The organism is Mesorhizobium sp. CNPSo 4661, from assembly GCF_057784215.1.
Window position 1 is genome coordinate 273,329 of the sequence record NZ_JBWGIO010000002.1, and the last position, 25,398, is coordinate 298,726.

The following is a 25,398-nucleotide window of genomic DNA, read 5'->3' on the forward strand; positions in this document are numbered from 1 at the left end:
TCCGCGCAGAGCGGATCAGCTGACGCGCAACACAAGCCCCCTGCTCGGCACGGTATCGGTTTCGCCCGGCATCGAGGCATAGGGCGCCGTTTCCTCGACGCGCTTCAACCTGCCCTGGGCTTCGAGCCCGGCGATGCGCTCGGCGAAGCCGGCCTGCCACAGCGTGTTCTTGACGGTCAGAACGATGACGCCGCCTGGACGGCAGATGCGGATCAGTTCGTCCAGTCCCTCGACCCCGACATGGCCCGAGGTGAAGACGCCCGCCGAAATAATGCCGGCATAGGCGCCGTCGGCGAAGGGCAAAGCGTCGCCCATCGCCAGGCGATGCAGCGCCGCGTAGACGCCCTTGGCGCCTGCCTTGTCCAGCATGCCTTGCGAGATGTCGAGCGCCTCCACCCTCGGATAGCCGGTGATGGCCAGCCATTCGCCGATCAGGCCGGTGCCGGCGCCGGCATCGAGCAAGGGTTCGGCGCCGCGCGGCAGATGCCGGGCCAGCAGCGCCAGGCAGATCGTCGGGTGGCGATAGCCGGCGGCCGACATGTCGGCGTCATAGGTCTCTGACCAGCTGTCATAGATCGCGGCCACTTCCTCTGGTCGCTTCGCCGCATAGGCCGCGCTTAGCGAGCCGCTGTGCTTGCCGTCCGTCATTGTCGCTCCCGAAGCCGATTCATGTGCGGAGGATCATAGCCAAGCCGTTAAAACTGTGGAACCGTCCGAACAGAACAATGGCGTGAAGGGGGCGCGACATGACCGACGAGCTGCGCGCGGCGCTGGCGACGATTCCGGCGCTGGCGGGCTATGACGGACCGCTGCAGCGTTTGGGTGGCCTGACCAACATGGTCTACAGGGCCGGCGAAGCGTGCCTGCGCATTCCCGGCAAAGGCACGCAAGAATATATCAACCGCGCCAACGAGGCGGTGGCGGCGCGCGAGGCGGCCAGGGCCGGCGTCAGTCCCGAAGTGCTCTATGCCGATCCGGCATCCGGCCTGATGGCGACGCGCTTTATCGCCGGCGCCGAGACGATGTCGCCCGAGACGTTCAGAACGCGCAAAGGGAGCCCCGCCCGCGCGGGCGAGGCTTTCCGCAAGCTGCATGCTTCCGGCGCGGTGTTTCCCTTCCGCTTCGAGCTGTTTGCAATGATCGACGACTATCTCAAGGTTTTGTCGACCAAGCATGTGGCGCTGCCCGCCGGCTATCACGACGTGGTGCGCGAGGCAGGCGCGGTGCGCGCGGCGCTTGCCGCGCACGCCATCCCGCTCGCCGCCTGCCATTGCGATCCGCTGAGCGAGAATTTCCTCGATACCGGCGATCGGATGTGGATCGTCGACTGGGAGTATTCCGGGATGAACGATCCGCTGTGGGATCTCGGCGACCTTTCGGTCGAGGGCAAGTTCGACGCGGGCCAGGACGAGGAGTTGATGCACGCCTATTTCGGCGGCGAGGCGCGGCCGGCCGAGCGTGGGCGGATCGTCATCTACAAGGCGATGTGCGACCTCTTATGGACGCTCTGGGGGCTGATACAGCTCGCCAACGACAATCCGGCCGACGATTTCCGCGCCTATGCCGACGGCCGCTTCGCGCGCTGCAAGGCGCTGATGGAGACGGCGGAATTTTCGCGTCATCTCGCGGCTGTGCGCCTGGGCTAGTGCTTAATTCACGCCCTTCGGCACGTTCTCAGGCGGCACCACGGTTTCCACCACCTTCTGGCGATGGAAGATGAATATGCCGGCAAGCACGACGATGGCCGCGCCCACCAGAATACGTGGCCCCGGGACATCGCCGAAGAACACGAAGCCGAAGACCACAGCCCACAGAAGCAGGGTGTAGTGGAGCGGCGCCAGCGTCGAGGCCGGCGCCAGTTTCAGCGCCCTTGTGATCATCAGATGGGCGGCGCAAGAGACGACGCCGAGCAACAGCATGGCCCCGAAATCGAGCGCCGACGGCGTATTCCAGGCGCCGATGGTGAGCAGGCCGCCGACAACCAGCGTGCCGATCGTCTGCCAGGTAACCAGTGTGGTGTCGCTGGTGCCGCGCAGGAGACGGCCGAGGATGATGGCGAAGCCGAAGGCGATGCTGCCGACCAGCGCGAAGGCCGAAGACAGCGAGAAAGCCGCCGAGGACGGCTTCAGGATGATCAGCACGCCGCAGAAGCCGACCAGGATCGCCAGCCAACGGCGCCAGCCGACCTTTTCGCCAAGCAGGAGGTGGGACAGCGCCGCGACATAGATCGGCCCGGCCATGTAGAAGCTCATCACGTCGGCCAGCGGCAAATAGACGACCGCAGCGTAGAAAAGCCCGGTATCGGTGGTGGTGGCCACGACGCGCAGGAACTGCAAGAGCGGCCGGTCCATATGAAACAGCCTGGCCGTGCCCTGGTTGGCGATCATCGGACCCAGCACGATGAAGGCGCCGATCGAGCGGATGAGCACCACCTGTCCGACGGAGAAGGAAGCGACCAGCCATTTGCCCATGGCGTCGTTCAACGCGAACATGAAGTCGCCGGCCAGCATCAACAGAATGCCGGCGAGCAACATGTTCCTGATCGTGAAATTGCGGGCGATGGTCTGAGCCATGCCGCTCCGTAGCCGCAAGCGGCCAGTTTGACGAGGGAAAATCATAAGACCAGCGCCGGGCGCCGGAACTTCGTCATCCACGGGCGGAGCGGAAGCGAAGCGGACGCGCAGACCCGAGGATCCATGTCGTGACCTCGCGCGAAGGGCAGAGGCGGCGCAGGGCTTTTCTGCACCGCTGCGACGCTTGGAGGTAATGGCATGGATTCTATGGTCTGCGCTGCGTCGCTTCGCTCCTTGCTCCGCCATAGAATGACGAAGTCACGAGCGTTCCGCCGCTAGTGCGACGGGTCAAACCGGACGCAGAGACCTACGCTGTTTTATGCCTGCGGTTGACGCTCTCCGGCCGGCCGGCGATCGACAGCCGCGTTTCCTGCCTGGTCCGCTCAGCCACGACCTTGCCCCTGGCGATGACGCAGAGGCGTTCGGGGCGCAGGCGAACGGCTTCGATCGCATTGCCGGCATCGAGCACGACGAGGCTCGCCCGCTTGCCGACGGCGAGACCCAGATGATCCAGGCCCATGATGGCGGCGTTGACGTTGGTCACCATGTCGAAGCAGCGCGCCATGTCGGCCGGGCTCGACATCTGCGCGACATGCAGGCCCATGAAGGCGACGTCGAGCATGTCGGCCGTGCCCAGCGAATACCAGGGGTCAAGCACGCAATCCTGGCCCCAGCCGACGCGGATGCCGAGCGCCTGCATCTCCTTGACCCGGGTCAGGCCGCGCCGCTTCGGGAAAGTGTCGTGGCGCCCCTGCAGCATGATGTTGATCAGCGGATTGGGGATTGCCGACACGCCGGCCTCGGCGATGAGCGGCAAAAGCTTCGAGACGTAATAATTGTCCATCGAATGCATGGAGGTGAGATGCGAGCCGGCCACCCTGCCCTGCAAGCCGAGGCGCTGCGTTTCATAGGCCAGTTGCTCGATATGGCGCGACAGCGGATCGTCGGTCTCGTCGCAATGCATGTCGACCATCAGGCCGCGCTTGGCGGCGATCTCGCAAAGCTCCGTGACCGAGCGCGTGCCGTCGGCCATGGTGCGCTCGAAATGCGGGATGCCGCCGACGATGTCGACGCCCATGTCGAGCGCGCTGATGGTGTTCTTCAGCGCTGTCGGCGAGCGATAGAGGCCGTCCTGCGGAAACGCGACCAGTTGCAGGTCGATATAGGGCGCGACGGTTTTCTTCACGTCGAGCAGCGCTTCCGCCGCGAGCAGCCGGTCGTCGCAGACGTCGACATGGCTGCGGATGGCGAGCAGGCCCATAGACACCGCCCAGTCGCAATAGGCGAGAGCGCGCTCGCGCACCGCTTCATGCGTCAGAAGCGGCTTCAACTCGCCCCAGAGCGCAATGCCTTCGAGCAGCGTGCCTGACGCGTTGATGCGCGGGATGCCGTAGGAGAGCGTGGCGTCCATGTGGAAATGCGGATCGACGAAGGGCGGCGCGACCAGATTGCCGCGGGCGTCGACCTCGGTCGACGCGGTGCCCGGCAGTTTCTGCTCGATCGCCCGGATGGTTTCGCCGGCAATGCCGATATCGGCAATCCTGCCGTCCGGCAGCGTGCCGCCGCGCACGATGAGGTCGAAATCCATCCGTCGTCACCCTTTCCCAAGAATCGGCAAATCATCGTGGCCGAAAAGACAGGCTGGCGCAGCCTTTTCTTTCCTCGGCAGCCGAAAGGTTCCATCGCGCCGCAACTCGCTCTATAAGCCGCCTCTCGCCCTCGTGGCGAATCCGAATTTCTCGCAGCCAGACACAGGATCGGCCGTTGTTTCGCTTCTTCCGCTCGACGGAAAACCAGCGCCTCATCGCAAGGCTGGTGAGGGAGTCCTTCCATGAGCACAAGTTCGGCTATGCCGCCGCCATAGCTTCGATGCTCGTGGTGGCCGCCATGACCGGCGCCAGCGCCTGGATCCTGCGCGAGATCACCAACGAATTCGTCGTCTTCAAGAGGCTCGACCGCGTCAACATGATCGCGGCGGGCGTCGCGGGGATCTTCCTGCTCAAGGGCTTCGCAACGTTCGTGCAGGCCTATTGCATGAGCCGTGTCGGCAACGCCATCATCGCCGACCGGCAACGCAAGATCTACGATCGCATCCTGGCGCAAGGCATCGAATTCTATCATTCGACCTCATCGGCCGACCTGATCGCCCGCATGACCAACAACGCGCAGGCCGCGCGCGGCGTGCTCGATCTTGTCGTCACGTCCTATGTGCGCGACCTGGTGACGCTGGTCGTCCTGGTCGGGGTCATGATCTGGCAACAGCCGGCGCTGTCGCTGATCTGCTTCGCCGTCGGGCCGGTGGCGATCTACGGCGTCAACCGCATCCTGAAGCGGGTCCGCAGCATCGCTGCCATGGAGTTCCGCTCGCTTGGGCAGATCGTTCATGTCATGCAGGAAACGGCGATCGGTGTACGCGTTGTCAAATCCTTCAACCTTGAAGGCGCGATGCGCAAACGCATGTACCAGGCCGTCTCCGACGTCGAGAACCGCGCCAACAACATCGCCACGCTGGAGGCGGCCACCAGCCCGGTGATGGAAACCATTGCCGGCCTGGCAATCGCCGGCGCGGTCTTTGTCAGCGGGTTCCTGGTGCTGCAGGGCGGGCAGATGCCGGGCAATATCATGGCCTTCATCGCGTCGCTGCTGCTCGCTTATGAGCCGGCAAAGCGGCTCGCCCGGGTACGCATCTCGCTCGAGACCGGCATCGTCGGCGTGCGCATGATGTTCCAACTCGCCGACCGGCCGCTGACGCTCGCCGAGAAGCCCGGCGCCACGCCGCTGCAACCCGGCCCGGGCGAAATCCGCTTCGACGATGTCAGCTTCGCCTATCCGGAAAGCGCGCCGGTGTTCGAAGGGTTCGACCTGACGCTCGAGGCCGGCAAGATGACGGCGCTGGTCGGGCCGTCGGGCAGCGGCAAGTCGACAATCCTCAACCTGATCATGCGCATGTACGACCCGCAGACCGGCAAGGTGATGTTCGACGACCAGGACATCTCGTACGCGACGCTCGATTCGCTCAGGCAGAAGATCGCCTATGTCAGCCAGGATACGTTCCTGTTTGCCGGCACGGTCATGCACAATATCCGCCTCGGCCGCGAGGGCGCGACGGATGAGGAGGTGATCGCCGCCGCCAAGGCCGCCAACGCGCATGAGTTCATCAGCGCCATGGCCAAGGGCTACGACACGGAGGTCGGCGAGAACGGCTCGCTTTTGTCCGGCGGCCAGCGCCAGCGCATCTCGATCGCGCGCGCCATGCTGCGCAACGCCGAGATCCTGCTGCTCGACGAGGCGACCAGCGCGCTCGACGCGGAATCTGAAGCGTTGTTCCGCGACGCGCTGCAGCAGCTTACCGTCGGGCGCACGACCATCGTGATCGCACACCGGCTTTCCACCGTGCACCAGGCCGACACCATCGTGGTGCTGGAAAAGGGCAAGGTGGTGGAAAGCGGCCCGCACAAGACCTTGCTCAAGCAGGGCGGGCTCTACCAGAAGCTTTACGAATATCAGCTGATGCCGTGACGGCGGCGCCTCTCCTTCTCCCCTTGCGGGAGAAGGTGTCGCCGAAGGCGACGGATGAGGGGTGTTCCAGGGAATGCCGGCGCCTCGCTCCGCTGGAGCACCCCTCATCCGTCTCGGCGCTATCGCGCCGATCCACCTTCTCCCACAAGGGGAGAAGGGAAGATCTCTCACTCCGGCACTTTCCTGACCGCGCCCTTGTCGGCGCTGGTGGCGAAGGCAGCGTAGGCGCGCAGCGCCGTCGTCACCTTGCGCTTGCGCTTTTCGGCCGGCTTCCAGGCGTCGGCGCCCTTGGCGTTCATCGCAGCCCGGCGAGCTTCGAGCTCGGCGTCGCTGACCGCCAGGCGGATCGTGCGGTTGGGGATGTCGATCTCGATCGTGTCGCCTTCCTGGACCAGGCCGATCGCGCCGCCTTCGGCGGCTTCGGGCGAGGCATGTCCGATCGACAGGCCGGAGGTGCCGCCCGAGAAGCGGCCGTCGGTGATCAGGGCGCAGGCTTTGCCGAGGCCCTTCGACTTCAGATAGCTGGTCGGGTAGAGCATCTCCTGCATGCCGGGGCCGCCGCGCGGGCCCTCATAGCGGATGACGACGATGTCGCCGGCCTTGATCTCGTTGCCGAGGATCGCCTTGACGGATGCGTCCTGGCTTTCGAAGACGCGGGCCGGGCCGGTGAATTTCAGGATCGACTCGTCGACGCCGGCGGTCTTCACGATGCAGCCGTCGAGCGCCAGATTGCCCTTGAGCACCGCGAGGCCGCCATCCTTGGAGAACGGCGTCTTGGCCGAGCGGATGACGCCCTTCTCCCGGTCGGTGTCGAGATCATCCCAGCGGCGGTCCTGGCTGAAGGCAACCTGCGTCGGCACGCCGCCGGGAGCGGCGCGGAAGAAGTCACGGACGTTCTCGGCGGAGGTGCGCGAAATATCCCAATGGTCGAGCGCTTCGCCGAGCGTGGCGGTATGCACCGTCGGCAGGTCGCGGTTGATCAGGCCGGCATGGTCGAGCTGGCCGAGGATCGCCATGATGCCGCCGGCGCGATGGACATCCTCCATGTGGACGTCAGACTTGGCCGGCGCCACCTTGCACAGCACCGGCACTTTGCGCGACAGCCTATCGATGTCCTCCATGGTGAAATCGACCTCGCCCTCATGCGCGGCGGCAAGGATGTGCAGCACCGTGTTGGTCGAGCCGCCCATGGCGATGTCGAGCGCCATGGCGTTCTCGAAAGCGCCCTTGGAGGCGATGCTGCGCGGCAGCGCCGTTTCGTCGTTCTGCTCGTAATAGCGCTGGGCGAGATCGACGACGAGATGGCCGGCCTCGACGAACAGGCGCTTGCGGTCGGCATGGGTGGCAAGCGTCGAGCCGTTGCCGGGCAGCGACAGGCCCAGCGCTTCCGTGAGGCAGTTCATCGAATTGGCGGTGAACATGCCGGAGCAGGAGCCGCAGGTCGGGCAAGCCGAGCGCTCGATGACCTTGACGTCTTCGTCGGAGATCTTGTCGTCGGCTGCCGCGACCATGGCGTCGACCAGGTCGAGCGCCTGCGACTTGCCGGCCAGCACCACCTTACCGGCCTCCATCGGTCCGCCGGAGACGAAGACGGTCGGGATGTTGAGACGCAAGCTGGCCATCAGCATGCCGGGGGTGATCTTGTCGCAGTTGGAGATGCAGACCGTGGCGTCGACGCAATGGGCATTGACCATGTATTCGACGGAATCGGCGATCAGCTCGCGCGACGGCAGCGAATAGAGCATGCCGTCGTGACCCATGGCGATGCCGTCGTCGACGGCGATGGTGTTGAACTCCTTGGCAACGCCGCCGGCCTTCTCGATCTCGCGCGCCACGAGCTGGCCGAGGTCCTTCAGATGCACGTGGCCCGGCACGAACTGGGTGAAGGAATTGACCACCGCGATGATCGGCTTGCCGAAATCACTGTCCTTCATGCCCGTGGCGCGCCACAGGCCGCGGGCGCCGGCCATGTTGCGGCCATGGGTGGTGGTGCGGGAACGATAGGCAGGCATTGGATTGTCCTTGGCTTGGCTGGCCGCGCCGATGCGCGGCGGGCGGCGCTTAAATTTTGGTCGGCAGCGGTTATAGCGATCACGGCCCGGCATGACCACCATTTTGCACTGCGCCAGATTCTTACGAAAAAACCGCAGGCCTGTGTCGGGTCGCGGGCCGCATAGCCGTCCTTGGGCAGACGGGACGGCACCATTTACGCAGTCAGCCGTTTGACCTTAACCGCAAAAAAGAAGCATTCGGAGGAAGACGCATGCAAAAGATCACCACCTGCCTGTGGTTCGACGGCCAGGCCGAAGAGGCGATGAACCATTACACCTCCATCTTCAAGAATTCGAGGGTACTGAGCGTCATGCGCTGGCCAAAAGGCCACGCTGACGAGGGTAAAGTGCTGGTGACCACGTTCGAGTTGGACGGCGTGCCGTTCCAGGCGCTGAACGGCGGGCCGCAGTACAAGTTCACCGAAGCGATCTCGCTGTCGATCGACTGCAAGACGCAAGCCGAGGTCGATCATTTCTGGACACGGCTTACCGAAGGCGGCGGCGAGCCCGGACCGTGCGGCTGGCTGAAGGACAAATTCGGCGTTTCGTGGCAAGTGGTGCCGGAGCAGCTGCCCCGGCTGCTCCAGGATCCGGACCGGGCCAAGGCCGGGCGCGTGATGGACGCCATGATGAAGATGGGCAAGATCGAGATCGACAAGCTCGAGGCGGCGGCGAAGGGGTGAGCATAGGTAGTGAGTAGTGAATGGTGAATGGTGAATGGTGAATGGTGAATGGTGGTGAAGATTAGCTGACCTTTCCCTACCAACTACCAACTACCTACTATTCACTATTCACTATTCACTACTCACCATTCACCAGAATCACGCAGCCTTATCACGCACCTGATAGTCCTTCACCGCGGTGAAGCGGATCGCTTTCCAGCGCTCGGCTTCGTAATTCAGCGAGAAGGCGTGCTGGGCGAGGAAGACCGGATCATTGTCGAGGTCGCGGGCGATGTCGCCGCGATGGGCCTCGATGAAGCGCTGCACTTCGGCCTTGTCATCGGCCGCGATCCAGCGGCAGACGGAAAAGCGCGACATCTCGAAGTCGACCGGCAGCGTGTATTCGATGTTCAGCCGCTCCTTGAGCACGTCGAGTTGCAGCGCGCCGACGACGCCGACGATGGCCGGCGAGCCGTCTTCCGGCGAGAACAGCTGAACGACGCCTTCCTCGGCCATCTGGTGCAGCGCTTCCTTGAGCTTCTTGGCCTTCATAGCGTCGCCGAGGCGCACGCGGCGCAGGATTTCCGGAGCGAAATTCGGCACGCCGCGGAACAGGATCTCTTCGCCCTCGGTCAGCGTGTCGCCGATGCGCAGCGTGCCGTGGTTGGGAATGCCGACGACGTCGCCGGCGAACGCCTCATCGGCGGTGACGCGGGTGCGGGCGAAGAAGAACTGCGGCGCGGACAGGCTCATCGGCTTGCCGGTGCGCACCAGCTTGGCCTTCATGCCGCGCTCCAGCTTGCCCGAACAAACGCGGACGAAAGCGATACGGTCGCGGTGGTTGGGGTCCATGTTGGCCTGTATCTTGAAGACGAAGGAAGTCATCTTGTCCTCCGTCGCCTCGACCGTACGCTCATCGGCTTCCTGGGCGCGCGGCGGCGGGCCGTAGGCGCCGAGCGCCTCGATCAGGTCGCGCACGCCGTAATTGCGCAGCGCCGAGCCGAAATAGACCGGCGTCAGGTGGCCCTCGCGAAACGCTTCCACGTCGAGCGGACGGCAGGCTTCCCGCGCGAGTTCCAGTTCCTCGATGAAGGCTTCGCGCTCGTTATCCGGCAAAAGCCCGGCGACGCGGTTGGAATCGGGGCCGTTGACCGGCGTGCGCTCCTTCTCGTCGTCGCCGCGGCGCACCGCGTTCTGGGCCAGGTGGTAGGTGCCCGAAAAGGTCCTGCCGCGGCCGATCGGCCAAGTGACGGGCGCGGTGTCCAGCGCCAGCTTCTGCTCGATCTCGTCGAGGATCTCGAACGGATCGCGGCTCTCGCGGTCCATCTTGTTGACGAAGGTGATGATCGGGATGTCGCGCAGGCGGCAGACCTCGAACAGTTTCAGCGTGCGCGGCTCGATGCCCTTGGCGGCGTCAATGACCATGACGGCAGAATCCACCGCCGACAGCGTGCGGTAGGTGTCGTCGGCGAAATCCTCGTGGCCGGGCGTGTCGAGCAGGTTGAAGACGTTGTCGCCATATTCGAAGGTCATCACCGAGGTGACGACCGAGATACCGCGTTCGCGCTCGATCTTCATCCAGTCGGACCGCGTCTGGATGCGGTCCTTCTTGGCCTTGACCTCGCCGGCGAGCTGAATGGCGCCGCCGAACAGCAGCAGCTTTTCGGTGAGCGTGGTCTTGCCGGCGTCAGGGTGCGCGATGATCGCGAAAGTGCGGCGGCGCGCAACCTCTTCAGGTATCGTTTCAGGCATTTCTTTTAAGGCGTTCCGTGTGACAGGCGGCGCTTCTACCAGTGTGGCGCCGGCCTGTCGACATGGGTGGGCACGCCTCGTGCCTGCCGCTTCGGCTCAAGCGAGTTCGGCTGCGCTCTCCGCCACGGCAATCTGAGGCAGCCAGCCGGCAATGGCCTTGCCGATCGCATCGGGGTGGTCTTCCTGCAGATAATGGGCGCCCGGCCCCAGATCGATGAAGCGGCAGTTCTTCAGTCCCGCCGCGAATTCCATTGCCGCCTGGGCCGAAATCAGAGCGCCTGGATCGCCGGCGAACAGCAGCTTTGGGTATGAGGAGAGCCGCAGCGCCCGGTGGTCATGCGCGCTGATCGCGGCGACATCCGCTGGCTGGTTCTCGATCGGCAGTTCCCGCGGCAAGCGCAGGGCCGGCTTGCGCGACTGCGGGGTCGGGAACGGCGCCCGGTAAGCATCCATCTCCTCCTCGCTCATCTTGCGCAGGACGGAAGCAGGCAGGATCTTTTCGACAAAGACATTGTCCTCCAGCACCAGCTTCTCGCCGGCACCAGGGGTGCGCAACGCCTTGAACAGCTCGCGCGCCTGCGGACGCTGGTGGAAATCCTCCCAGCGCTCGAAGGGCCGGATGAATTCCATGAAAGCAAGGCCGAGGACACGCCGTGGCCGCCGCGCCGCAAAATGGAAGGCCAGCGCCGTGCCCCAGTCCTGGGCGACGATCACCAACTCCTTGAGGTCGAGTGCCTCGATGAAGGCGTCGAGATAGCGGACCTGATCGAAGAACCTATAGTCGATATCGGGCTTGCCCGACTGGCCATAACCGATCAGATCTGGCGCGATGCAGCGACCGAACGGCGCGACATGCGGTATGATGTTGCGCCATATGTAGGAGGAGGTCGGATTGCCGTGCAGGAACAGCACTGTCGGTCCGGTCGTCCCGGCCTCCAAATAAGACATGGTGGAATCGAGCACGGCGACTTCAGAGCGCCGCAGCGGTTGTTTATCAGTCGTCGAATTCATCCGTATCACTCCCTTCCGAACACAGTGCTGAAGATGATTTTCTTGAACCGCTCGAGCGGTTCCGGGCTGCGCTCGACCTTCATGCGCAGCATGGCGCCCTGCCAGGACGACAGCAGGAAATCGGCAAGGTCCTCGGCATCGAAGGCCGTGGTGATCTCGCCGGCCGCCTGACCCTCCGCGATGCAGGCCGCGAAGGGCCGGCGCCAGCGCTCGAAAATGTCGACCAGCCTGAGCCGGAGCGGTTCGCTGTGGACGGCCGTTTCCAGGCTGAGATTGCCGATCATGCAGCCGCGCGCCCAGTCATGCGCCTCGAGCTTCGAGGTGATGACGTCGAGATAGCGGCGCAGCCTGCCGACGGGCGGCGTGCCGTCACGCGCCAGCGCGCTTCCCACCAAGCCGCTGACATAGGCGAAGTAGCGTTCCAGCACCTCGCCGGCGAAGTCTTCCTTGGAGGCGAAATGGTTGGTGAATGAGCCCGGACGGGCGCCGGCCGCGGCTACGATGTCGCGGACGCCGGCTGCGGTGTAGCCGGAATTCCAGATGGTCTGGAAGCCGGCCTGGAGAAGGTTTTCGCGGAGTGATTGTCTAGCCATGGCGATATAATACGTACGTACGTATTTGTGTCAAGCGCAGAAGTTTGCGTTGGCAAAAGCTCCCGCAAATGGCAGGTGGAAGACCTCACCGGGAAGAGAATGGAGAACAACGTGGCGAAAGAAATCATCGTCATCGGCGCCGGCATCATCGGCGCTTCGATCGCCTGGCATCTGACGAAGGCCGGCGCGCGGGTGACGGTCGTTTCCGAGAGTGGCGCCGGCGGTGTCGCCACACCCAATTCCTTCGCCTGGATCAATGCCAGTTGGGGTAACCCGGAAACCTATTTCCGGCTGCGCATCCGCGCGCTGGCCGAATGGAAGCGATTGGCCACCGATCTGCCGGAACTGCCGCTCACCTGGTGTGGCGGCCTGTGCTGGGACCTGCCGGCGGACAGGCTCGAAGCCTATGCGGCCGAGCATTCGTCCTGGGGCTACGGCATCGAGCGCGTCGACCGCGAACAGGCGGCGCGCATTGAGCCCAACCTTACAGAGCTTCCCGATTTCGCCCTCCATATCGCCGAGGAAGGCGTGGCCGAGCCGGTTGCGACCGCGGCGGCACTGCTGGCCGATGCCGAACTGCGCGGCGCGCGGATCGTCACGGAGACCGTCGATGCCTTGGCGCTGGTCAACGGCAAGGTCACGGGCGTCGTCGTTTCGGGCGCGAGCATCTCCGCCGACGAGGTGGTGATTGCAGCGGGCGCCGGTGCTCCGGCGATCGCCGCGACGGCCGGCGTCACGGTGCCGATCGAGACGCCGCCGGGCCTGATCGTGCATTCGCGCCCCTACAAGAAGCTGCTCAACGGCCTGGTGCTGGCCGAAAGGCTGCATATGCGGCAGACTGCGGAGGGCCGGATCATCGCCGGCTCGGATTTCGGTGGCGGCGACCCGGGCGACAGCCCGGAGGGCACTGCGCGCGAGCTGTTCGCGGGGATGAAGGCGATGCTCCACGGCGCGGATGGACTGGAGTTCGACTTCCATACAGTCGGCTACCGCCCCACCCCTGTCGACGGCTTTCCAATCGTCAGCCGAGCCGATGGCGTCGGCGGTCTCTATATCGCCGTCACGCATTCGGGCATCACGCTGGCGCCGGCTATCGGATTGTTCGCCGCCCGCGAAATTCTCGACGGCGAGCGCGATGCGCTGCTTGCGCCTTACGCCTTGTCGCGCTTCGCTCAGTAGCCCGGCGGCCGGCGGAAGCCGCCGGTGAGCGGCGCGATCGCCGCCGCAATGCCAAGCAGCCGCGCTTCCGACCAGTGGCGGCCGACCAGTTGCAAACCGATCGGCAAGCCATTGCTGTCCTGCCCGCGGGGTATCGCGACTGAGGGATGGCCCGAATAATTGAACACTGCGCCATAGGCGGGCAGCATCCAGTAGCTCTCGTCCTTGCCGTCGATCTTGAGCGGGCTTCCCGGCTTGCAATGCGGGAAGGCGGTCGACATGGCGACGGGACACAGCAAAGCGTCGCAACCTTCGAAGAAGCGCTCCCAGGCCAGGATAGACCGATCCCGGCGGGCGAGCGCAGCAAACCAGTGCGACACCGGTGTCGGTTGTTCGGGCGGCTCCGGCTGCGCGGCCTCAAGCATCATGCCGATCAACTTGCCACCCTCGGCGAGGTCGTCATGCAAATCGAGCTTCGGCAATCTTGCTTCCTCGACTTTCGCTCCAGCGGACGCGAGTTGCTTGGCCAGCCTCTTCACCGCCGCGCTGATTTCGGAGGCAACCGGAAATCCGGGGAAAGCGTCAGCAAAGGCAATGCGAAGAGATTTCAGATCGAGCTTCGGCATCATCTCTACGGAAACCGGCGGCAAATCAGTGTCCGCTCCGTCCGGCCCGGCGATGATGCGATAAATCAGCGCCAGATCCTCGGCGCTGCGCGCCAGCGGGCCGACGCAAGACATCAGCCGGACGCTGCGTGGCGCACCGTCCGGATCGGGAAAAGCTCCGGCGAGCGAGACGCGATGCTCGGTCGGCTTCAGGCCATAGACGCCGCAGAAGGCGACGGGCAGGCGGATTGAATCCTGCATGTCGGTGCCGACCTCGAAAGGCGTCATCCCCGCCGCGACCGCCGCCGCGGCACCGCCGCTGGAGCCGCCTGCGGTGCGCGACAGGTCCCAGGGGTTGCCTGTGTGACCGAAGAGCGGATTGTCCGACTGCCAGTCGCCCAGCATCGTGGCGACGTTCGTTTTGCCGACCAGGATGGCGCCGGCTGCCTTCAATCGCGCGACGACCGGACTGTCCTGCCTGGCCGTATGGTCGGCGAAAGGCGGAAAACCGGCGGTTGTCCTCACGCCCGCCGTCTCGTGCGCGTCCTTCAGGGTGAAAGGCACGCCATGCAGCGGCCCGAGCGTGTCACCGCGAGCCTGCGCCGCATCGGCTTGCCTGGCCCGTTGGTGTGCTCCCTCCCGATCGAGGATGACGACGGCATTCAGCGCCTCGTTGTGCCGGTCGATCTGCGCCAGATGCGTATCGAGCGCCTCGACTGCCGATATTCTGCGCGCCGCGATCGCTGTGGCGATTTCGGCGATCGAAGAGAAGACAAGGTCCATGGCGAATGCTCCGGCTTCGGCCACTCGCTACCAAAATGGAGGATCGTGCGACGGCTTCAAGCCAAGTTCAGCATCGGCAAGACGGCGCCGCTTGATCGAAATTGCGGTTCAGCCGACCAACGCGAGCGAGGCCACTGCCGGCGCGAACGGCCGAATGCCGGTGCCGCCCCCCGTCATGGTGACGAAGCTCGCCGGAGGTATCGCCTGCCACTCGCCGCCGTTGCGGTCGAACGGCTCGGACACGATGCAGCGGCCGCCGTTGCGGAAGACAGAGGTGTAGAGCGTGGGCGCATGATCGTCGGTGGCATAGCGCACGGCGTATAGCGCCTCGCCATCCGAGAACGCGGCGGTGAGTTTCAAAGAGGGCTCGATACCGGCCCGGCGCGACGTCTCGATCACGCGGCTGGTCGCCCGCGACACCGCGCCCTGCGGATCGCCGGACAATCCTTCGTCGATCATCAGCAGGAAAAAGAGCTCGGAATCCGTGGTGCCCTCGCGCTGGTCGAAGACCGTGTCGGACAGCGAATTTTCCAGCGCGCGGCGGATTTTTTCGAAACCGCCGATCTGGCCGTTATGCATGAACGACCAGCGGCCGGAGATGAAGGGATGGCAGTTCATGCGGCTGGTGGCGCCGCCGGTCGAGGCGCGCACATGGGCCAGAAACAAGCCGGATTTTATCTGCCGGCACAGGCTCTTCAGATTGGGATCGGACCAGGCCGGCAGGATGTCGCGGTAAAGGCCGGGCTCGGGCCTGTCCCCATACCAGGCAAGGCCGAAGCCATCGCCATTGGTCGGCGACTTGGCTTCCTGCGCGCAGTGGCTTTGGGCGATCAGTGAGTGGCAGGGCGCGGTGATGATGTCTTCGAGGAAGACCGCTTCACCAAGATAGGCCGCCCACCGGCACATCGCATTCCACCTTTATCAGGCGCGATCCATCAGAGCTTGAGGCTCCTTGGCCGCGTGTGAGCCTCTGTTGTGCGTGCGTTCATAGAGCTCGCGAACGATTCGGCTCGCCGTAGTTTCGAACAGAAATGGCAAGAAAGCGTGAACAAGCGCAGCACCCGCGGCCATCGACAAGCGCGAACAGAACCAGGCGGCGAAGGCCATGTGGCCGAAATAGGTCTCGCCGACCTTCTCCGGGTGAGACGTGAAGAGCGCCGTAAACCGTGTCGTCATGGTGATCCCTCCTGCCGGGATGAGTCCCGATGATGAGTATCTTGCCACAAGGCTTTGGTTCATCGGTCCCAAATCGTCCTTGCTTTTTGCTATTTTGTGGGACATTCATCCCAATATGCCACCAGAAATTGATGAGATCGATCGAAGATTGCTGGCCGAACTGCAACGCGACGGCACGCTTTCGGTCGACCAGCTGTCGGAACGGGTGGCGCTGTCGCGCAATGCCTGCTGGCGGCGCGTCAAGCGGCTGGAGGTAGATGGCGTCATCACAGGCCGCGTCGCGCTGGTCGACGCCGAGAAGCTGGGCCTCGGCCTCTCTGTCTTCATCCTGATCCGCACCTCCAACCACGACCCGGACTGGCTGGAGAAATTCCGCGCCGCGGTCACCGGCTTTGCCGAGATCACCGGCGTCTACCGCATGTCGGGCGACCTCGACTATGTGCTGAGGGCCCGCGTCGCCGACGTGAGGGCCTATGACCGGCTCTACCAGCGGCTGATCGCCAAGGTGGCGCTGTCGGACGTATCGGCCTCCTTCGTCATGGAGGAGATCAAGGAGACGACCGTGGTTCCGGTGGGACTGCGGTAGGTAGCCAAGGCCTCTCAACTTCGTCATCCACGGGCGGAGCGGGAGCGAAGCGACGCGCGGAGACCCGAGGATCCATTCCGTTACCTTGATCGAAGGGCGCAGTGGAGCAGAATTCTGCACCGTGGCGGTGCGTCGAAGTCACGGAATGGATCCTCGGGTCTACGCGCGTCGCTTTGCTCCTTGCTCCGCCCGTGGATGACGACGTGATGGGCGTTTCTCGCCAATCGCCAAAGTAGATGGCCAGGTCATAGTCACGCCAGAAAGAAAGCCGTTGATAGCATGGCGGGCGAGTTGACCGAATCGCCGCTCGCGCCGATAGGATCGATTTCATGCGCACCGCTGTCTATCCTTCTTCCGTCATCGGCCCCACCGTCGGTTTCGTCAGGCTTCCGCATGGCGAAGGCTTGCCTCTGCCGGCCTATGAGAGCGCCGGCGCCGCGGGCGTGGATTTGCGTGCCGCGGTGCCGGAAGACCGGCCGCTGCTCATCCTGCCAGGAAAGCGCGCCTTGGTGCCGACCGGGCTTGTCCTGGAAATCCCAGAAGGCATGGAAGGACAGGTAAGGCCGCGTTCCGGCCTCGCCTTCAAGCACGGGCTCACCGTCCTCAACACGCCCGGCACCGTCGACAGCGACTATCGCGGCGAGGTGAAGGTGCTGCTTATCAATCTCGGCGACGAGGATTTCGCGGTGACGCGCGGCATGCGCATTGCCCAGATCGTCTTCGCGGCCGTGACCCAGGTTTCGGTCGAGGAAAGAGCGCTGGCGGGCGGCACGGCTCGCGGCGCAGGCGGCTTCGGGTCGACCGGCACGGCGTAATGCAGGTTCCAAAGCTGATTATCTTCGATTGCGACGGGGTCCTGGTCGACACCGAGAACCTTGCCAACAGGCGCCTTGCCGAATGGCTGACCGCCGCCGGTTTTACCACCACATTCGAATATTGCCGCAAGAACTTCTCCGGCCGCAGCATGGCCTCGGTGCAAAAAGAGATCGAAGAGACGACCGGGATCAGGCTCGGCGCCGACTTCGTCGAGCGCTGGAATGCCGGCCTGCCGGACCTTTTCTCGCATGGTGTCGAGGCTATCCCCCATGTGCGCGAGTTCATCGAGACGGTGCGCAAAGCCGGCATCGCCTATTGCGTCGCCACTTCGGCGCGGGTCTCCAAGATGCACATCACGCTTGGGCAGACAGGGCTTTTGCCGCTGTTCGAGCACGCGATGTTCTCCTCGACCATGGTCGCGCGCGGCAAGCCGTTCCCGGACCTCTTCCTGCATGCGGCAAGGACGATGGGCGTCGCGCCGGCCGACTGCATCGTCATCGAGGACAGCGTCGCCGGCACCCAGGCCGGCATTGCCGCCGGCATGCGGGTGTTTTCCTATTACGCCGATCCGTTCTCCGACCGCGACGGCCTGGAGGCGGCCGACGGCATCCTGTTCGACGACATGCGCGAACTGGCAGGGCTGGTGCCTATCCGCTGACCGCACCCGGCTGCGCACCGCTAAACGACGTGCTAGCCTAAGCGCATCCGAGGGGCGCGGTCGATGATTTCCAAATTACGCCGGTTCACGCTTGCAGGCCTGCTGCTGCCTTTCATGTGGACGGCCGCGCTGGCCCAAGCGGTCAGTTTTCCGGAGCTGAACAGCGCCGTTCCCGGACATCAGGACGTTACCTATTTCGACCTCGCCAAAATGATCGTGCCTGATCTCAACGCCGGCGATGACGGTTTCTACAAGGGCAGCGCGCCGATCGAGATGCGCGACATCCTCGGCGGCGATGACGGCGGATCGCCGCCCGAAACGATCAACCTGCCGAATGCGGCGGTGCTTGCCATCAGGGCCGGCGGCAAGGAGCGGCTGACGATGCTTCTCGACCTCGGCCAGGCGCAGGACAGCGCCGAAGGGTTTGCCGTGCTGGCGCTCTACGATCTCACCGGCAAGCCGAAGCTGCTCGACGCCGTCAATGTCGGAACCGACCGGAGCACCTATTTTCGCGATCCGGGCAAGCTCGCCTTGAGCGCCGACGACAACGCACTCATAACCATGAGCACGCATTTCAATTCGAACCAGGGCTATGTCGGGACGATCCTGGTCCTGGTCCGCAACGACCGTTTCGAGCCGATCGACCAGATCAACACGTTCGACGAGAATGTCTGCGCCTATAAGCGCACGCAGGATCTTTCTTTCCAAACGCGCGGCGGTGGGAAGCCCTACGCGGCGATCAAGGCGACGGTGACCGACGCCACCGTGCCGAGCGGCGAGAGTTGCGAGGAACCGGCACCCAAGGCCGTCTCGCACGATATTTCCGTTACCTATCGCTGGGACGCCAAGGCGTCGCGCTACGTCAAGGATTCCGACGCCTTCGAGAAATTGTCAGCAGAAAACGCCGAACGCTTCTGAGCCGGACGCATTCGTTTGCCCGGTTCGAGCGGCCGCGATAAATTCCCCGCACGACCTCCACTCATGATCGAGGACCCGCCATGGACAAGGGCAAGATTTTTCGCGACCTGCATGCCTCCACCTTCGTCATGCCCAACCCCTGGGATGTCGGCACGACCAAGCTTCTTTCATCCTTCGGTTTCAAGGCGCTGGCCACGACCAGCGCCGGCTTTGCCTTCTCGCGCGGCCTGCCGGACGGCGCCGTGACCTTCGACGCCATGATCCATCATTGCCGCGAGGTGACGGCCGCGACCGACCTGCCGGTTTCGGCCGATCTGGAGCGCGGCAAGGGCGACAGCCCCGAGCAGGCGGCCGAGACCATCTTCGCGGCCGAAGCCGCGGGCCTCGCCGGCTGCTCGATCGAGGACCACACCGGCGACGCCGCCAATCCGATCTACGATTTCGCGCTGGCGACCGAGCGCGTCGCCGCCGCCGTCGAGGCCGCCCGCGCGCTCAAGCACGATTTCGTCTTCACCGCGCGGGCCGAGAACTTCCTATGGGGCAAGAGCGACCTCGACGACACTATCAAGCGGCTGCAGGCCTTCGAGAAAGCCGGCGCCGACGTGCTCTATGCGCCGGGCATCGGCGACGTCGAAATGGTTCGCACGATCTGCTCGTCGGTGAGCCGGCCGGTCAATGTGATGGCGCGGCCCGGTTTCACCATCGCCGACCTTGCCATGGCCGGCGTCAAGCGCATTTCGCTTGGACCGTGGCTGACCAATTTCGCCTATGGCATGCTGGAGACGGCGGCGCGCGAAATCCAGCAGGACGGCACGTTCGGCTTCACCCGCGCGGCGATGCCGTTCGGCAAGCTGCAGGCGCTGTTCCGGGAGGACAAGGAGCAGGGCTAGACCGGCTCCCGGGCGGAAACCGCCTTGTGCAGATGCACCATCATGGCAGCCGCGAAAAGCGGCGTCAGCAGGTTGAGCAGCGGCACGGCGAGGAACAGGGCAATGACCAGCCCGGCCAGGAACACCGTGCCGGCATATTTGCGGCGCAACGCCTTGGCCTCGGGTTCGGGGCGAAAACGCATGGCGGCGAACTCGAAGAATTCGCGGCCGAGCAGATAGCCGTTGACGATGAAGAAGGCAGCGATGTTGATGCCCGGCACCAGAAACAAGAGCAGCGCGACGATGTTGCCGAAGACCACCACACCGAAGAATTTGATCGCCAGCACAAGCGAATGCAGCGCCGGCACTGGGCGGCCGGGCGGATCGTTGGGATAGTCGGTACGCTCGACCACTTCGGCAATATCGTCGAGGAAGAGACCGGCGACGATCGCCGTCACCGGCGCGATGAGCAAGGCCAGGCCCACGGCCAGAACGATGCCGGCGATGATGCCGCCCAGCCATCCGGCCCAGGACGGCAAGCCCGGCAGCAGCGTTTGCAGCCAAGGCCAGGCCAGCCATTCGAGCAGGCTCTCGAGGCCAAGCCAGAGCGCCACCAGGGTAAGCAGCGTCAGCCCCAGCGTCTTCAGGAAGACGGAGCGGAATTCAGGCGAGAACAGCCGGCTGGCGGCGGCGCGGGCGGCGTCTAGGATCACGGCAGGTCCAGGCTCTCATCGAGAAACGACGCTTCGCAGATAGGCGGGCTCGATCCCTCGCGCAACTATTGGGCGAGCCTGGCCTGCCTGGCCGGAATCGTCATGGCCGCGACGCCGGCGACGACGAAGGCCATGCCGAGCCAGGCGGCGGGCCCCAGGCTTTCGCCGAGGAAGACGGCGCCGATGCCGACGCCGATCGGCACGCGCAGATAGGCCTGCGAAGTGGTGCCGACCGAGCCCAGCGTGTGGATCAGGCGGAAATAGATGACGAAGGCCAGCGCCGTCGAAAAGATCGACAGGCCGAGCAGGGCCAGGATCGATGCCGTCGACGGCGCGAGCGTCCAGGGCCGGTCGACGATCAGGCTGAGCGGCACAAGCATCACGGCGCCGCAGAGCATCGAACCCGCGGCGGGTATCATCGGGTCGAGGCCCTTGAAGCCGCGGCCGAAGATCGCCGCTCCGGCATAGGAGATCGTCGCAATGACGATCGCAAGCTGCGCCCACGACTCATGGCCAAGTCCGCCAAGCGCCTGCGTGCCGATGATGAGACAGATGCCGACAATGCCGGCGCCGACACCGACACCGACAAGCTTGCGCGCCGTGACGGGCTCATGGCGCGTGATCAATGCCGTCAGCAGGAAGGTGAAGATCGGCGATGTCGAGTTGAGGATGGTGGCAAGACCGGCATCGACCGAGCGCTCGGCGGCGGCGATCAGCGTGAACGGCACGACGCTGTTGAGGCAGGCCTGGAAGGCGAACCGGCGCCATGTCGCCGCGTCGGCGGGCATGGCGAGGCCGCGCCAGCGGATGATGGTGAGGAGAACAGCTCCGGCGATCAGCGTCCGGGCGGCGATGAAGGTCACGGGCGGGATCGTCTCCACGCCGATCTTGATGAAGGTGTAGGAAGCGCCCCACAGCACCGCCAGGACGCCAAGCAGCGCCAGGTCGGTGGGTATTTCAGTCTTCTCGGACATTTCTGCGCCTTCTGTTGCGGGAACGATCCGCTTTGTTCTTACGCAACTCCGGACGGAAGCGTACGGCGAAGGCGCCGAGCCCAACCGCTACGCACTTTTCCTGGAATTGCTTCTAGCCGATGGCGGCGCGGAAATGTTTCGATCGCCGTGAAACCATAGCGGCGAAGTTGGTGGTCGATATGGGCCAGTTCGATGCGAACGCTGCCGCAGCCGGCGAACAATCGATGCGGCGGTCGGCGCCACGGAAGACAATGGCGATTTTCGGGGTAGGCAAAACAGTGCCAAGTCGCTAGACCCGCGCCCGGCCGGCATGCCAGATAGCCGGGTAGTGCTTGGCGGAGATTTTGATGCCGGAATATGACGTGCTTTGCATCGGCAATGCCATTGTCGACATCATCGCTCAGTGCGACGAGGCTTTTCTCGAGACCAACGGCATCATAAAGGGCGCGATGAACCTCATCGACGCCAGGCGTGCAGAGTTGCTCTACAGCCGCATGGGACCGGCGATCGAGGCTTCCGGCGGCAGCGCCGGCAACACGGCGGCAGGCGTCGCCAGTCTCGGCGGACGGGCAGCCTTCTTCGGCAAGGTGTCGAACGACGCGCTGGGCGACATCTACATCCACGACATTCACGCTCAGGGCGTTGCCTTCGACACCAGGCCGCTCGCGGGCGAACCGCCGACCGCGCGCTCGATGATCTTCGTCACGCCCGACGGCGAGCGTTCGATGAACACCTATCTCGGCGCCTGTGTCGAGCTTGGCCCCGAGGATGTCGAGGCCGACAAGGCCGCCGGCGCCAAGGTGACCTATTTCGAGGGTTATCTGTGGGATCCGCCGCGCGCCAAGGAGGCAATCCGGCAGACCGCCAAGCTGGCGCACGCGGCAGGCCGCGAAGTGTCGATGACGCTGTCGGATTCCTTCTGCGTCGACCGCTACCGCGACGAGTTTCTCGAGCTGATGCGTTCGGGCACCGTCGACATCGTCTTTGCCAACAGCCACGAGATCAAGTCGCTCTACCAGACCGCCTCCTTCGAGGAGGCGCTCGCCGCCATCCGCAAGGATTGCAGAATAGCCGCCGTCACCCGTTCGGAAAAAGGCTCGGTCATCGTGCGCGGCGACGAGACCGTCACCATCCAGGCGACGAAGATCAAGGAACTGGTCGACACGACCGGTGCCGGCGACCTCTATGCCGCCGGCTTCCTCTACGGCTACACGACCGGACGCAGCCTCAAGGAATGCGGCGACCTCGGCTCGCTGTCGGCCGGGCTGGTGATCCAGCAGATCGGCCCGCGCCCGCGCCAGAATCTGCGTCGCGAGGCCGAGCAGGTCGGGCTTCTCTAGGGCGATTGCAGGAACACCGGCCTACGGTCTGGCTCGGCGCCGTTGCGGTGGCCTTTCGGCTGAAAAGCATATCGAAACAAAAGGATAGAGCGGAGTCACCCTTCCCGTGAAGGATGCCGTTGCGTCATCGCCGGCAGTCTCCAAACAAGGCCGGCTGTCGCGGACCTGTCACGTTGGACTTCTAAGATGCAAGATAAGGCGTTTCGTGACTGACATTTCGGCACGCCAAACCAGGGGTGTGAAGATGCAAGCCAGCAAGCTGCAGGGCCATGGCGTCCGCTGCCGTCGCGTATTTTACTTTCCGCTATAGAATTTCAGCAATCGCCGCCGCCTGGGGAGGAGCGTGGGCCGCAAGACAGATTCATGACCAGATTCCAGAACCCGTCCGAGGGGATTTCACAAGAGGCACTGGCAGGCCTTATAGCCGAAGCCGTGCAACAGGCGCTGATGCAGCATGGCGTCATGCTGGACGCCGAGGCGCTGACGTCGGCAAGCAACATCGCCGGCCATGTGGCTGCCGCCCTCCCCTTCCTGCCGCCGGCGCAGCGCCTTGCCATCGGGTCCTTCAAGGGTGAGTGGACCGACCTTGCCTCCGACTTTCTTCGTGCGGTGACGGACAAGGTTGCGAGCGACGGTTCGGCCATATCCGACCGCGCCTTCGAGCGCTCGCCGCCGAGATCGCAGACAGGGGGGCCGACAGCCCAGCCACTCGCCGAGCGGGCCGCGGACCTGCAATCGATGCTGATCGAGGATTGGGCCGGCGAGGTCGCCGGCTCGACCTATCTGGAAGAGAAGCTCCGCATCCCGCGCTCCACGCTGCATCGCTGGCAACGACGCGGCGAGGTCGTTGCCCTGCGCAAGGGCGGCCGCAAGCATGTCTTCCCATTGGCACAGTTCATCGACGGCAGGCCGGTCCCAGGGATCAGCGAGGTGCTTTCGGCGATCACCAATCCGAGGCTCGCCTGGTTTTGGTTGAGCCGGGCCGCGCCTGAATTGGATGGTCGCGTCCCCATCGAGATGTTGAGGGATGACATGGTCGAGCACGTGGTACGCGCCGCCCGCGGCCTATCCTGACCCGGAGCCTTTTTTCTACGTTCGCCCGCTCCTTTAGAAATTTATCCGGCAAACCTTTCGTCATAAAACTGTAATATTGGCACATTTGGCACATTCCCATGTCTTTCTGCGCGTTTCGATTGTATAGATTGTGCAATCTGTCCCATTTTTACAAATATATGACGTGATATTTGGGCAACAAGAACTTCACAAGATTCGAAAAGTCGCCTTTACGACACAATCTCTGTTGTACGTGACGACCGATTAAGCCATGTCCAAGGCGAAGAAGCGGCGCCGGTGCGCGCACTTTTTCAAGATGGGGACGGGGGTGGCAAACGCCGAACGGCATGCCAGGCCTGTCTTGAACCTTTGACTGGAGATTCAAGAAAATGAACATCAAGAGCCTTCTACTCGGCTCCGCTGCGGCCCTGATCGCAGTTTCGGGCGCCCGTGCCGCCGACGCGGTGACCGTCGCCGAGCCGGAACCGGCCGAATACGTGAAGATCTGCGACGTCTATGGCGCTGGCTATTTCTACATCCCCGGCACCGAGACCTGCCTGCGCATCGGCGGCTATATCCGCTACGACGCCGGCTTCGGCGATGTCGGCTCGATGGACGGCCGCAAGACCACCGACGTTCTGGACGGCGACTCGCAGAACAGCTGGAAGAAGAACGCCCGCTTCGCGCTGAAGACCTGGACCGGCCAGGAAACCGAGCTCGGCACGTTGAAGACTTATACCGAGACGCGCTTCAACTTCCCGAACGGCGGGCCGACGACCACGTCGCTGAACTTCGCGTGGATCCAACTCGGCGGCCTGCGCGTCGGCAAGGACGAGACACCTTACGACCAGTTCATCGGCTATGCCGGCAGTGTTGTACAGGACACCATCATCCCGTACGGCATCAAGGACACCAATGTCGTCAGCTACTACTTCGACGCGGGCAGTGGCTTCTCGGGCGTTGTTTCGCTTGAAGAAGGCGCGGACGACAAGGGCATTCACGGTACGATCGACAGCTATGTTCCGCATGTCGTCGGCGGCCTGAAGTACAAGGGCGACTGGGGTGCGATTACCGGCGTCGTTGCCTATGACAGCGCTTACGAAGAAGTGGCCGGCAAGGTTCGCCTGGACGTCAACGTCACCAAGGAACTGTCGCTGTTCATCATGGGCGGCTATGGCACCGACGACAATCTCAACGACCCCACCAATGCTCTTAACGCGCATGGTCGCGGCTTCTACAAACCGTGGGGCGGCAACTGGGCTGTCTGGGGTGGTGGCACCTATAAGTTCAACGCAAAGACCGCTTTCAACCTCCAGGTTTCGGCCGACGATGCCAAGAACGTCGCTGTCGCGGCAAACGTTGCTTATACGATCGTTCCCGGCTTCACGATCACAACCGAAGTTGACTATGCCCACGACGGCAAGTTTGGCGAAGCCGGCGATTTTAACTTCGCAAAGGCGGACAAGAAGAACAGCGTCGGCGGCATCGTCCGCTTCCAGCGCAATTTCTGATCTGGCCTTCAAACCTAAAGAAAGGGCCCGCGGCGATGCCGCGGGCCCTTTGCTTTTGGATCGGCGAAAGCCGGCGC

The 25,398-nt window shown here is 64.0% G+C and carries 24 protein-coding genes; 12 read left to right on the top strand and 12 right to left on the bottom strand.

All coding sequences use genetic code 11. The annotated features are described in order from the left end of the window. Window positions 1–15: 15 nt before the first annotated feature. Window positions 16–648 carry a class I SAM-dependent DNA methyltransferase gene (locus AC0YKC_RS03315; protein WP_434725049.1) on the bottom strand — a complete coding sequence of 211 codons (633 nt, stop codon included), beginning with the start codon at window positions 646–648 and terminating at the stop codon, window positions 16–18. A 98-nt stretch (window positions 649–746) separates the two neighbouring features. Between AC0YKC_RS03315 and AC0YKC_RS03320 the strand changes: the two genes are divergently transcribed. Further along, the gene (locus AC0YKC_RS03320; protein WP_488510007.1) at window positions 747–1,646 is read left to right on the top strand and encodes a phosphotransferase; all 900 of its coding nucleotides are present in this window, start codon (window positions 747–749) and stop codon (window positions 1,644–1,646) included. Window positions 1,647–1,649: 3 nt separating this feature from the next. Here AC0YKC_RS03320 and AC0YKC_RS03325 read toward each other — a convergent pair whose 3' ends face one another. Then, entirely contained in the window at window positions 1,650–2,573 is a 924-nt protein-coding gene (locus AC0YKC_RS03325; protein ID WP_320294368.1) for a DMT family transporter, read from the bottom strand. Window positions 2,574–2,880: 307 nt separating this feature from the next. Then, a complete protein-coding gene (locus AC0YKC_RS03330) occupies window positions 2,881–4,161 on the bottom strand; it encodes an amidohydrolase family protein (protein ID WP_488510010.1) in 1,281 nt (426 codons plus the stop codon). 176 nt (window positions 4,162–4,337) lie between these two features. Here AC0YKC_RS03330 and AC0YKC_RS03335 point away from each other — a divergent pair, with 176 nt between their 5' ends. Then, window positions 4,338–6,092 carry an ABC transporter ATP-binding protein gene (locus AC0YKC_RS03335; RefSeq protein ID WP_488510012.1) on the top strand — a complete coding sequence of 585 codons (1,755 nt, stop codon included), beginning with the start codon at window positions 4,338–4,340 and terminating at the stop codon, window positions 6,090–6,092. A 167-nt stretch (window positions 6,093–6,259) separates the two neighbouring features. On the opposite strand, the gene ilvD is transcribed toward AC0YKC_RS03335, so the two are convergent. Then, window positions 6,260–8,104, bottom strand: coding sequence for a dihydroxy-acid dehydratase (ilvD, locus tag AC0YKC_RS03340; RefSeq protein ID WP_488510015.1), 1,845 nt, complete (start codon window positions 8,102–8,104; stop codon window positions 6,260–6,262). 251 nt (window positions 8,105–8,355) lie between these two features. On the opposite strand from ilvD, the gene AC0YKC_RS03345 reads away from it, so the two are divergent. After that, window positions 8,356–8,826: a VOC family protein gene (locus tag AC0YKC_RS03345; protein WP_434725045.1), complete on the top strand. Its 471-nt coding sequence runs from the start codon at window positions 8,356–8,358 to the stop codon at window positions 8,824–8,826. Window positions 8,827–8,964: 138 nt separating this feature from the next. Here AC0YKC_RS03345 and AC0YKC_RS03350 read toward each other — a convergent pair whose 3' ends face one another. The 3 genes from AC0YKC_RS03350 to AC0YKC_RS03360 all read right to left on the bottom strand — a co-directional run bounded on the left by AC0YKC_RS03350 (window position 8,965) and on the right by AC0YKC_RS03360 (window position 12,161). Further along, window positions 8,965–10,557: a peptide chain release factor 3 gene (locus tag AC0YKC_RS03350; protein WP_434725044.1), complete on the bottom strand. Its 1,593-nt coding sequence runs from the start codon at window positions 10,555–10,557 to the stop codon at window positions 8,965–8,967. A gap of 96 nt (window positions 10,558–10,653) precedes the next feature. After that, window positions 10,654–11,568 carry a haloalkane dehalogenase gene (locus tag AC0YKC_RS03355; protein WP_320294362.1) on the bottom strand — a complete coding sequence of 305 codons (915 nt, stop codon included), beginning with the start codon at window positions 11,566–11,568 and terminating at the stop codon, window positions 10,654–10,656. 5 nt (window positions 11,569–11,573) lie between these two features. After that, a complete protein-coding gene (locus AC0YKC_RS03360; protein ID WP_488510018.1) occupies window positions 11,574–12,161 on the bottom strand; it encodes a TetR/AcrR family transcriptional regulator in 588 nt (195 codons plus the stop codon). Window positions 12,162–12,272: 111 nt separating this feature from the next. Between AC0YKC_RS03360 and AC0YKC_RS03365 the strand changes: the two genes are divergently transcribed. After that, window positions 12,273–13,340, top strand: coding sequence for an NAD(P)/FAD-dependent oxidoreductase (locus AC0YKC_RS03365; protein ID WP_488510020.1), 1,068 nt, complete (start codon window positions 12,273–12,275; stop codon window positions 13,338–13,340). Here AC0YKC_RS03365 and AC0YKC_RS03370 read toward each other — a convergent pair. The 3 genes from AC0YKC_RS03370 to AC0YKC_RS03380 all read right to left on the bottom strand — a co-directional run bounded on the left by AC0YKC_RS03370 (window position 13,334) and on the right by AC0YKC_RS03380 (window position 15,883). Further along, complete coding sequence (locus tag AC0YKC_RS03370; RefSeq protein ID WP_488510022.1) at window positions 13,334–14,707, bottom strand: amidase; 1,374 nt, start codon at window positions 14,705–14,707, stop codon at window positions 13,334–13,336. The genes AC0YKC_RS03365 and AC0YKC_RS03370 overlap by 7 nt on opposite strands. 108 nt (window positions 14,708–14,815) lie before the next feature. Further along, a complete protein-coding gene (locus AC0YKC_RS03375) occupies window positions 14,816–15,613 on the bottom strand; it encodes a class II glutamine amidotransferase (RefSeq protein WP_488510024.1) in 798 nt (265 codons plus the stop codon). 15 nt (window positions 15,614–15,628) lie between these two features. Continuing rightward, complete coding sequence (locus tag AC0YKC_RS03380) at window positions 15,629–15,883, bottom strand: DUF6356 family protein (RefSeq protein ID WP_320294473.1); 255 nt, start codon at window positions 15,881–15,883, stop codon at window positions 15,629–15,631. A gap of 115 nt (window positions 15,884–15,998) precedes the next feature. Here AC0YKC_RS03380 and AC0YKC_RS03385 point away from each other — a divergent pair, with 115 nt between their 5' ends. The 5 genes from AC0YKC_RS03385 to AC0YKC_RS03405 all read left to right on the top strand — a co-directional run bounded on the left by AC0YKC_RS03385 (window position 15,999) and on the right by AC0YKC_RS03405 (window position 19,751). Further along, the gene (locus AC0YKC_RS03385; RefSeq protein ID WP_488510028.1) at window positions 15,999–16,469 is read left to right on the top strand and encodes an Lrp/AsnC family transcriptional regulator; all 471 of its coding nucleotides are present in this window, start codon (window positions 15,999–16,001) and stop codon (window positions 16,467–16,469) included. Window positions 16,470–16,798: 329 nt separating this feature from the next. Next, window positions 16,799–17,284 carry a dUTP diphosphatase gene (gene dut / locus AC0YKC_RS03390; RefSeq protein WP_320294356.1) on the top strand — a complete coding sequence of 162 codons (486 nt, stop codon included), beginning with the start codon at window positions 16,799–16,801 and terminating at the stop codon, window positions 17,282–17,284. Then, window positions 17,284–17,943 (top strand): HAD family hydrolase, encoded by a 660-nt coding sequence (locus tag AC0YKC_RS03395; RefSeq protein WP_488510032.1) that lies wholly within the window; start codon window positions 17,284–17,286, stop codon window positions 17,941–17,943. The genes dut and AC0YKC_RS03395 overlap by 1 nt, the downstream gene beginning before the upstream one ends. A 63-nt stretch (window positions 17,944–18,006) precedes the next feature. Then, window positions 18,007–18,861, top strand: coding sequence for a hypothetical protein (locus AC0YKC_RS03400; RefSeq protein WP_488510034.1), 855 nt, complete (start codon window positions 18,007–18,009; stop codon window positions 18,859–18,861). An 80-nt stretch (window positions 18,862–18,941) separates the two neighbouring features. Then, window positions 18,942–19,751, top strand: coding sequence for an isocitrate lyase/PEP mutase family protein (locus AC0YKC_RS03405; RefSeq protein WP_434725038.1), 810 nt, complete (start codon window positions 18,942–18,944; stop codon window positions 19,749–19,751). Here the strand turns inward: AC0YKC_RS03405 and AC0YKC_RS03410 are convergent. Both AC0YKC_RS03410 and AC0YKC_RS03415 read right to left on the bottom strand, forming a co-directional pair. After that, complete coding sequence (locus tag AC0YKC_RS03410; protein ID WP_488510036.1) at window positions 19,748–20,443, bottom strand: sulfate transporter family protein; 696 nt, start codon at window positions 20,441–20,443, stop codon at window positions 19,748–19,750. The two genes, AC0YKC_RS03405 and AC0YKC_RS03410, sit on opposite strands and share 4 nt — an antisense overlap. A 65-nt stretch (window positions 20,444–20,508) precedes the next feature. Next, window positions 20,509–21,417: a DMT family transporter gene (locus tag AC0YKC_RS03415; protein ID WP_488510038.1), complete on the bottom strand. Its 909-nt coding sequence runs from the start codon at window positions 21,415–21,417 to the stop codon at window positions 20,509–20,511. A gap of 347 nt (window positions 21,418–21,764) precedes the next feature. On the opposite strand from AC0YKC_RS03415, the gene AC0YKC_RS03420 reads away from it, so the two are divergent. The 3 genes from AC0YKC_RS03420 to AC0YKC_RS03430 all read left to right on the top strand — a co-directional run bounded on the left by AC0YKC_RS03420 (window position 21,765) and on the right by AC0YKC_RS03430 (window position 25,321). Next, entirely contained in the window at window positions 21,765–22,757 is a 993-nt protein-coding gene (locus AC0YKC_RS03420) for an adenosine kinase (RefSeq protein WP_320294350.1), read from the top strand. 363 nt (window positions 22,758–23,120) lie between these two features. Then, on the top strand, window positions 23,121–23,831 hold the full coding sequence (locus AC0YKC_RS03425) for an antitoxin Xre/MbcA/ParS-like domain-containing protein (RefSeq protein WP_488510043.1): 711 nt from the start codon (window positions 23,121–23,123) through the stop codon (window positions 23,829–23,831). A 368-nt stretch (window positions 23,832–24,199) separates the two neighbouring features. Continuing rightward, a complete protein-coding gene (locus tag AC0YKC_RS03430) occupies window positions 24,200–25,321 on the top strand; it encodes a porin (RefSeq protein WP_320294348.1) in 1,122 nt (373 codons plus the stop codon). The last annotated feature ends 77 nt before the right edge of the window (window positions 25,322–25,398 follow it).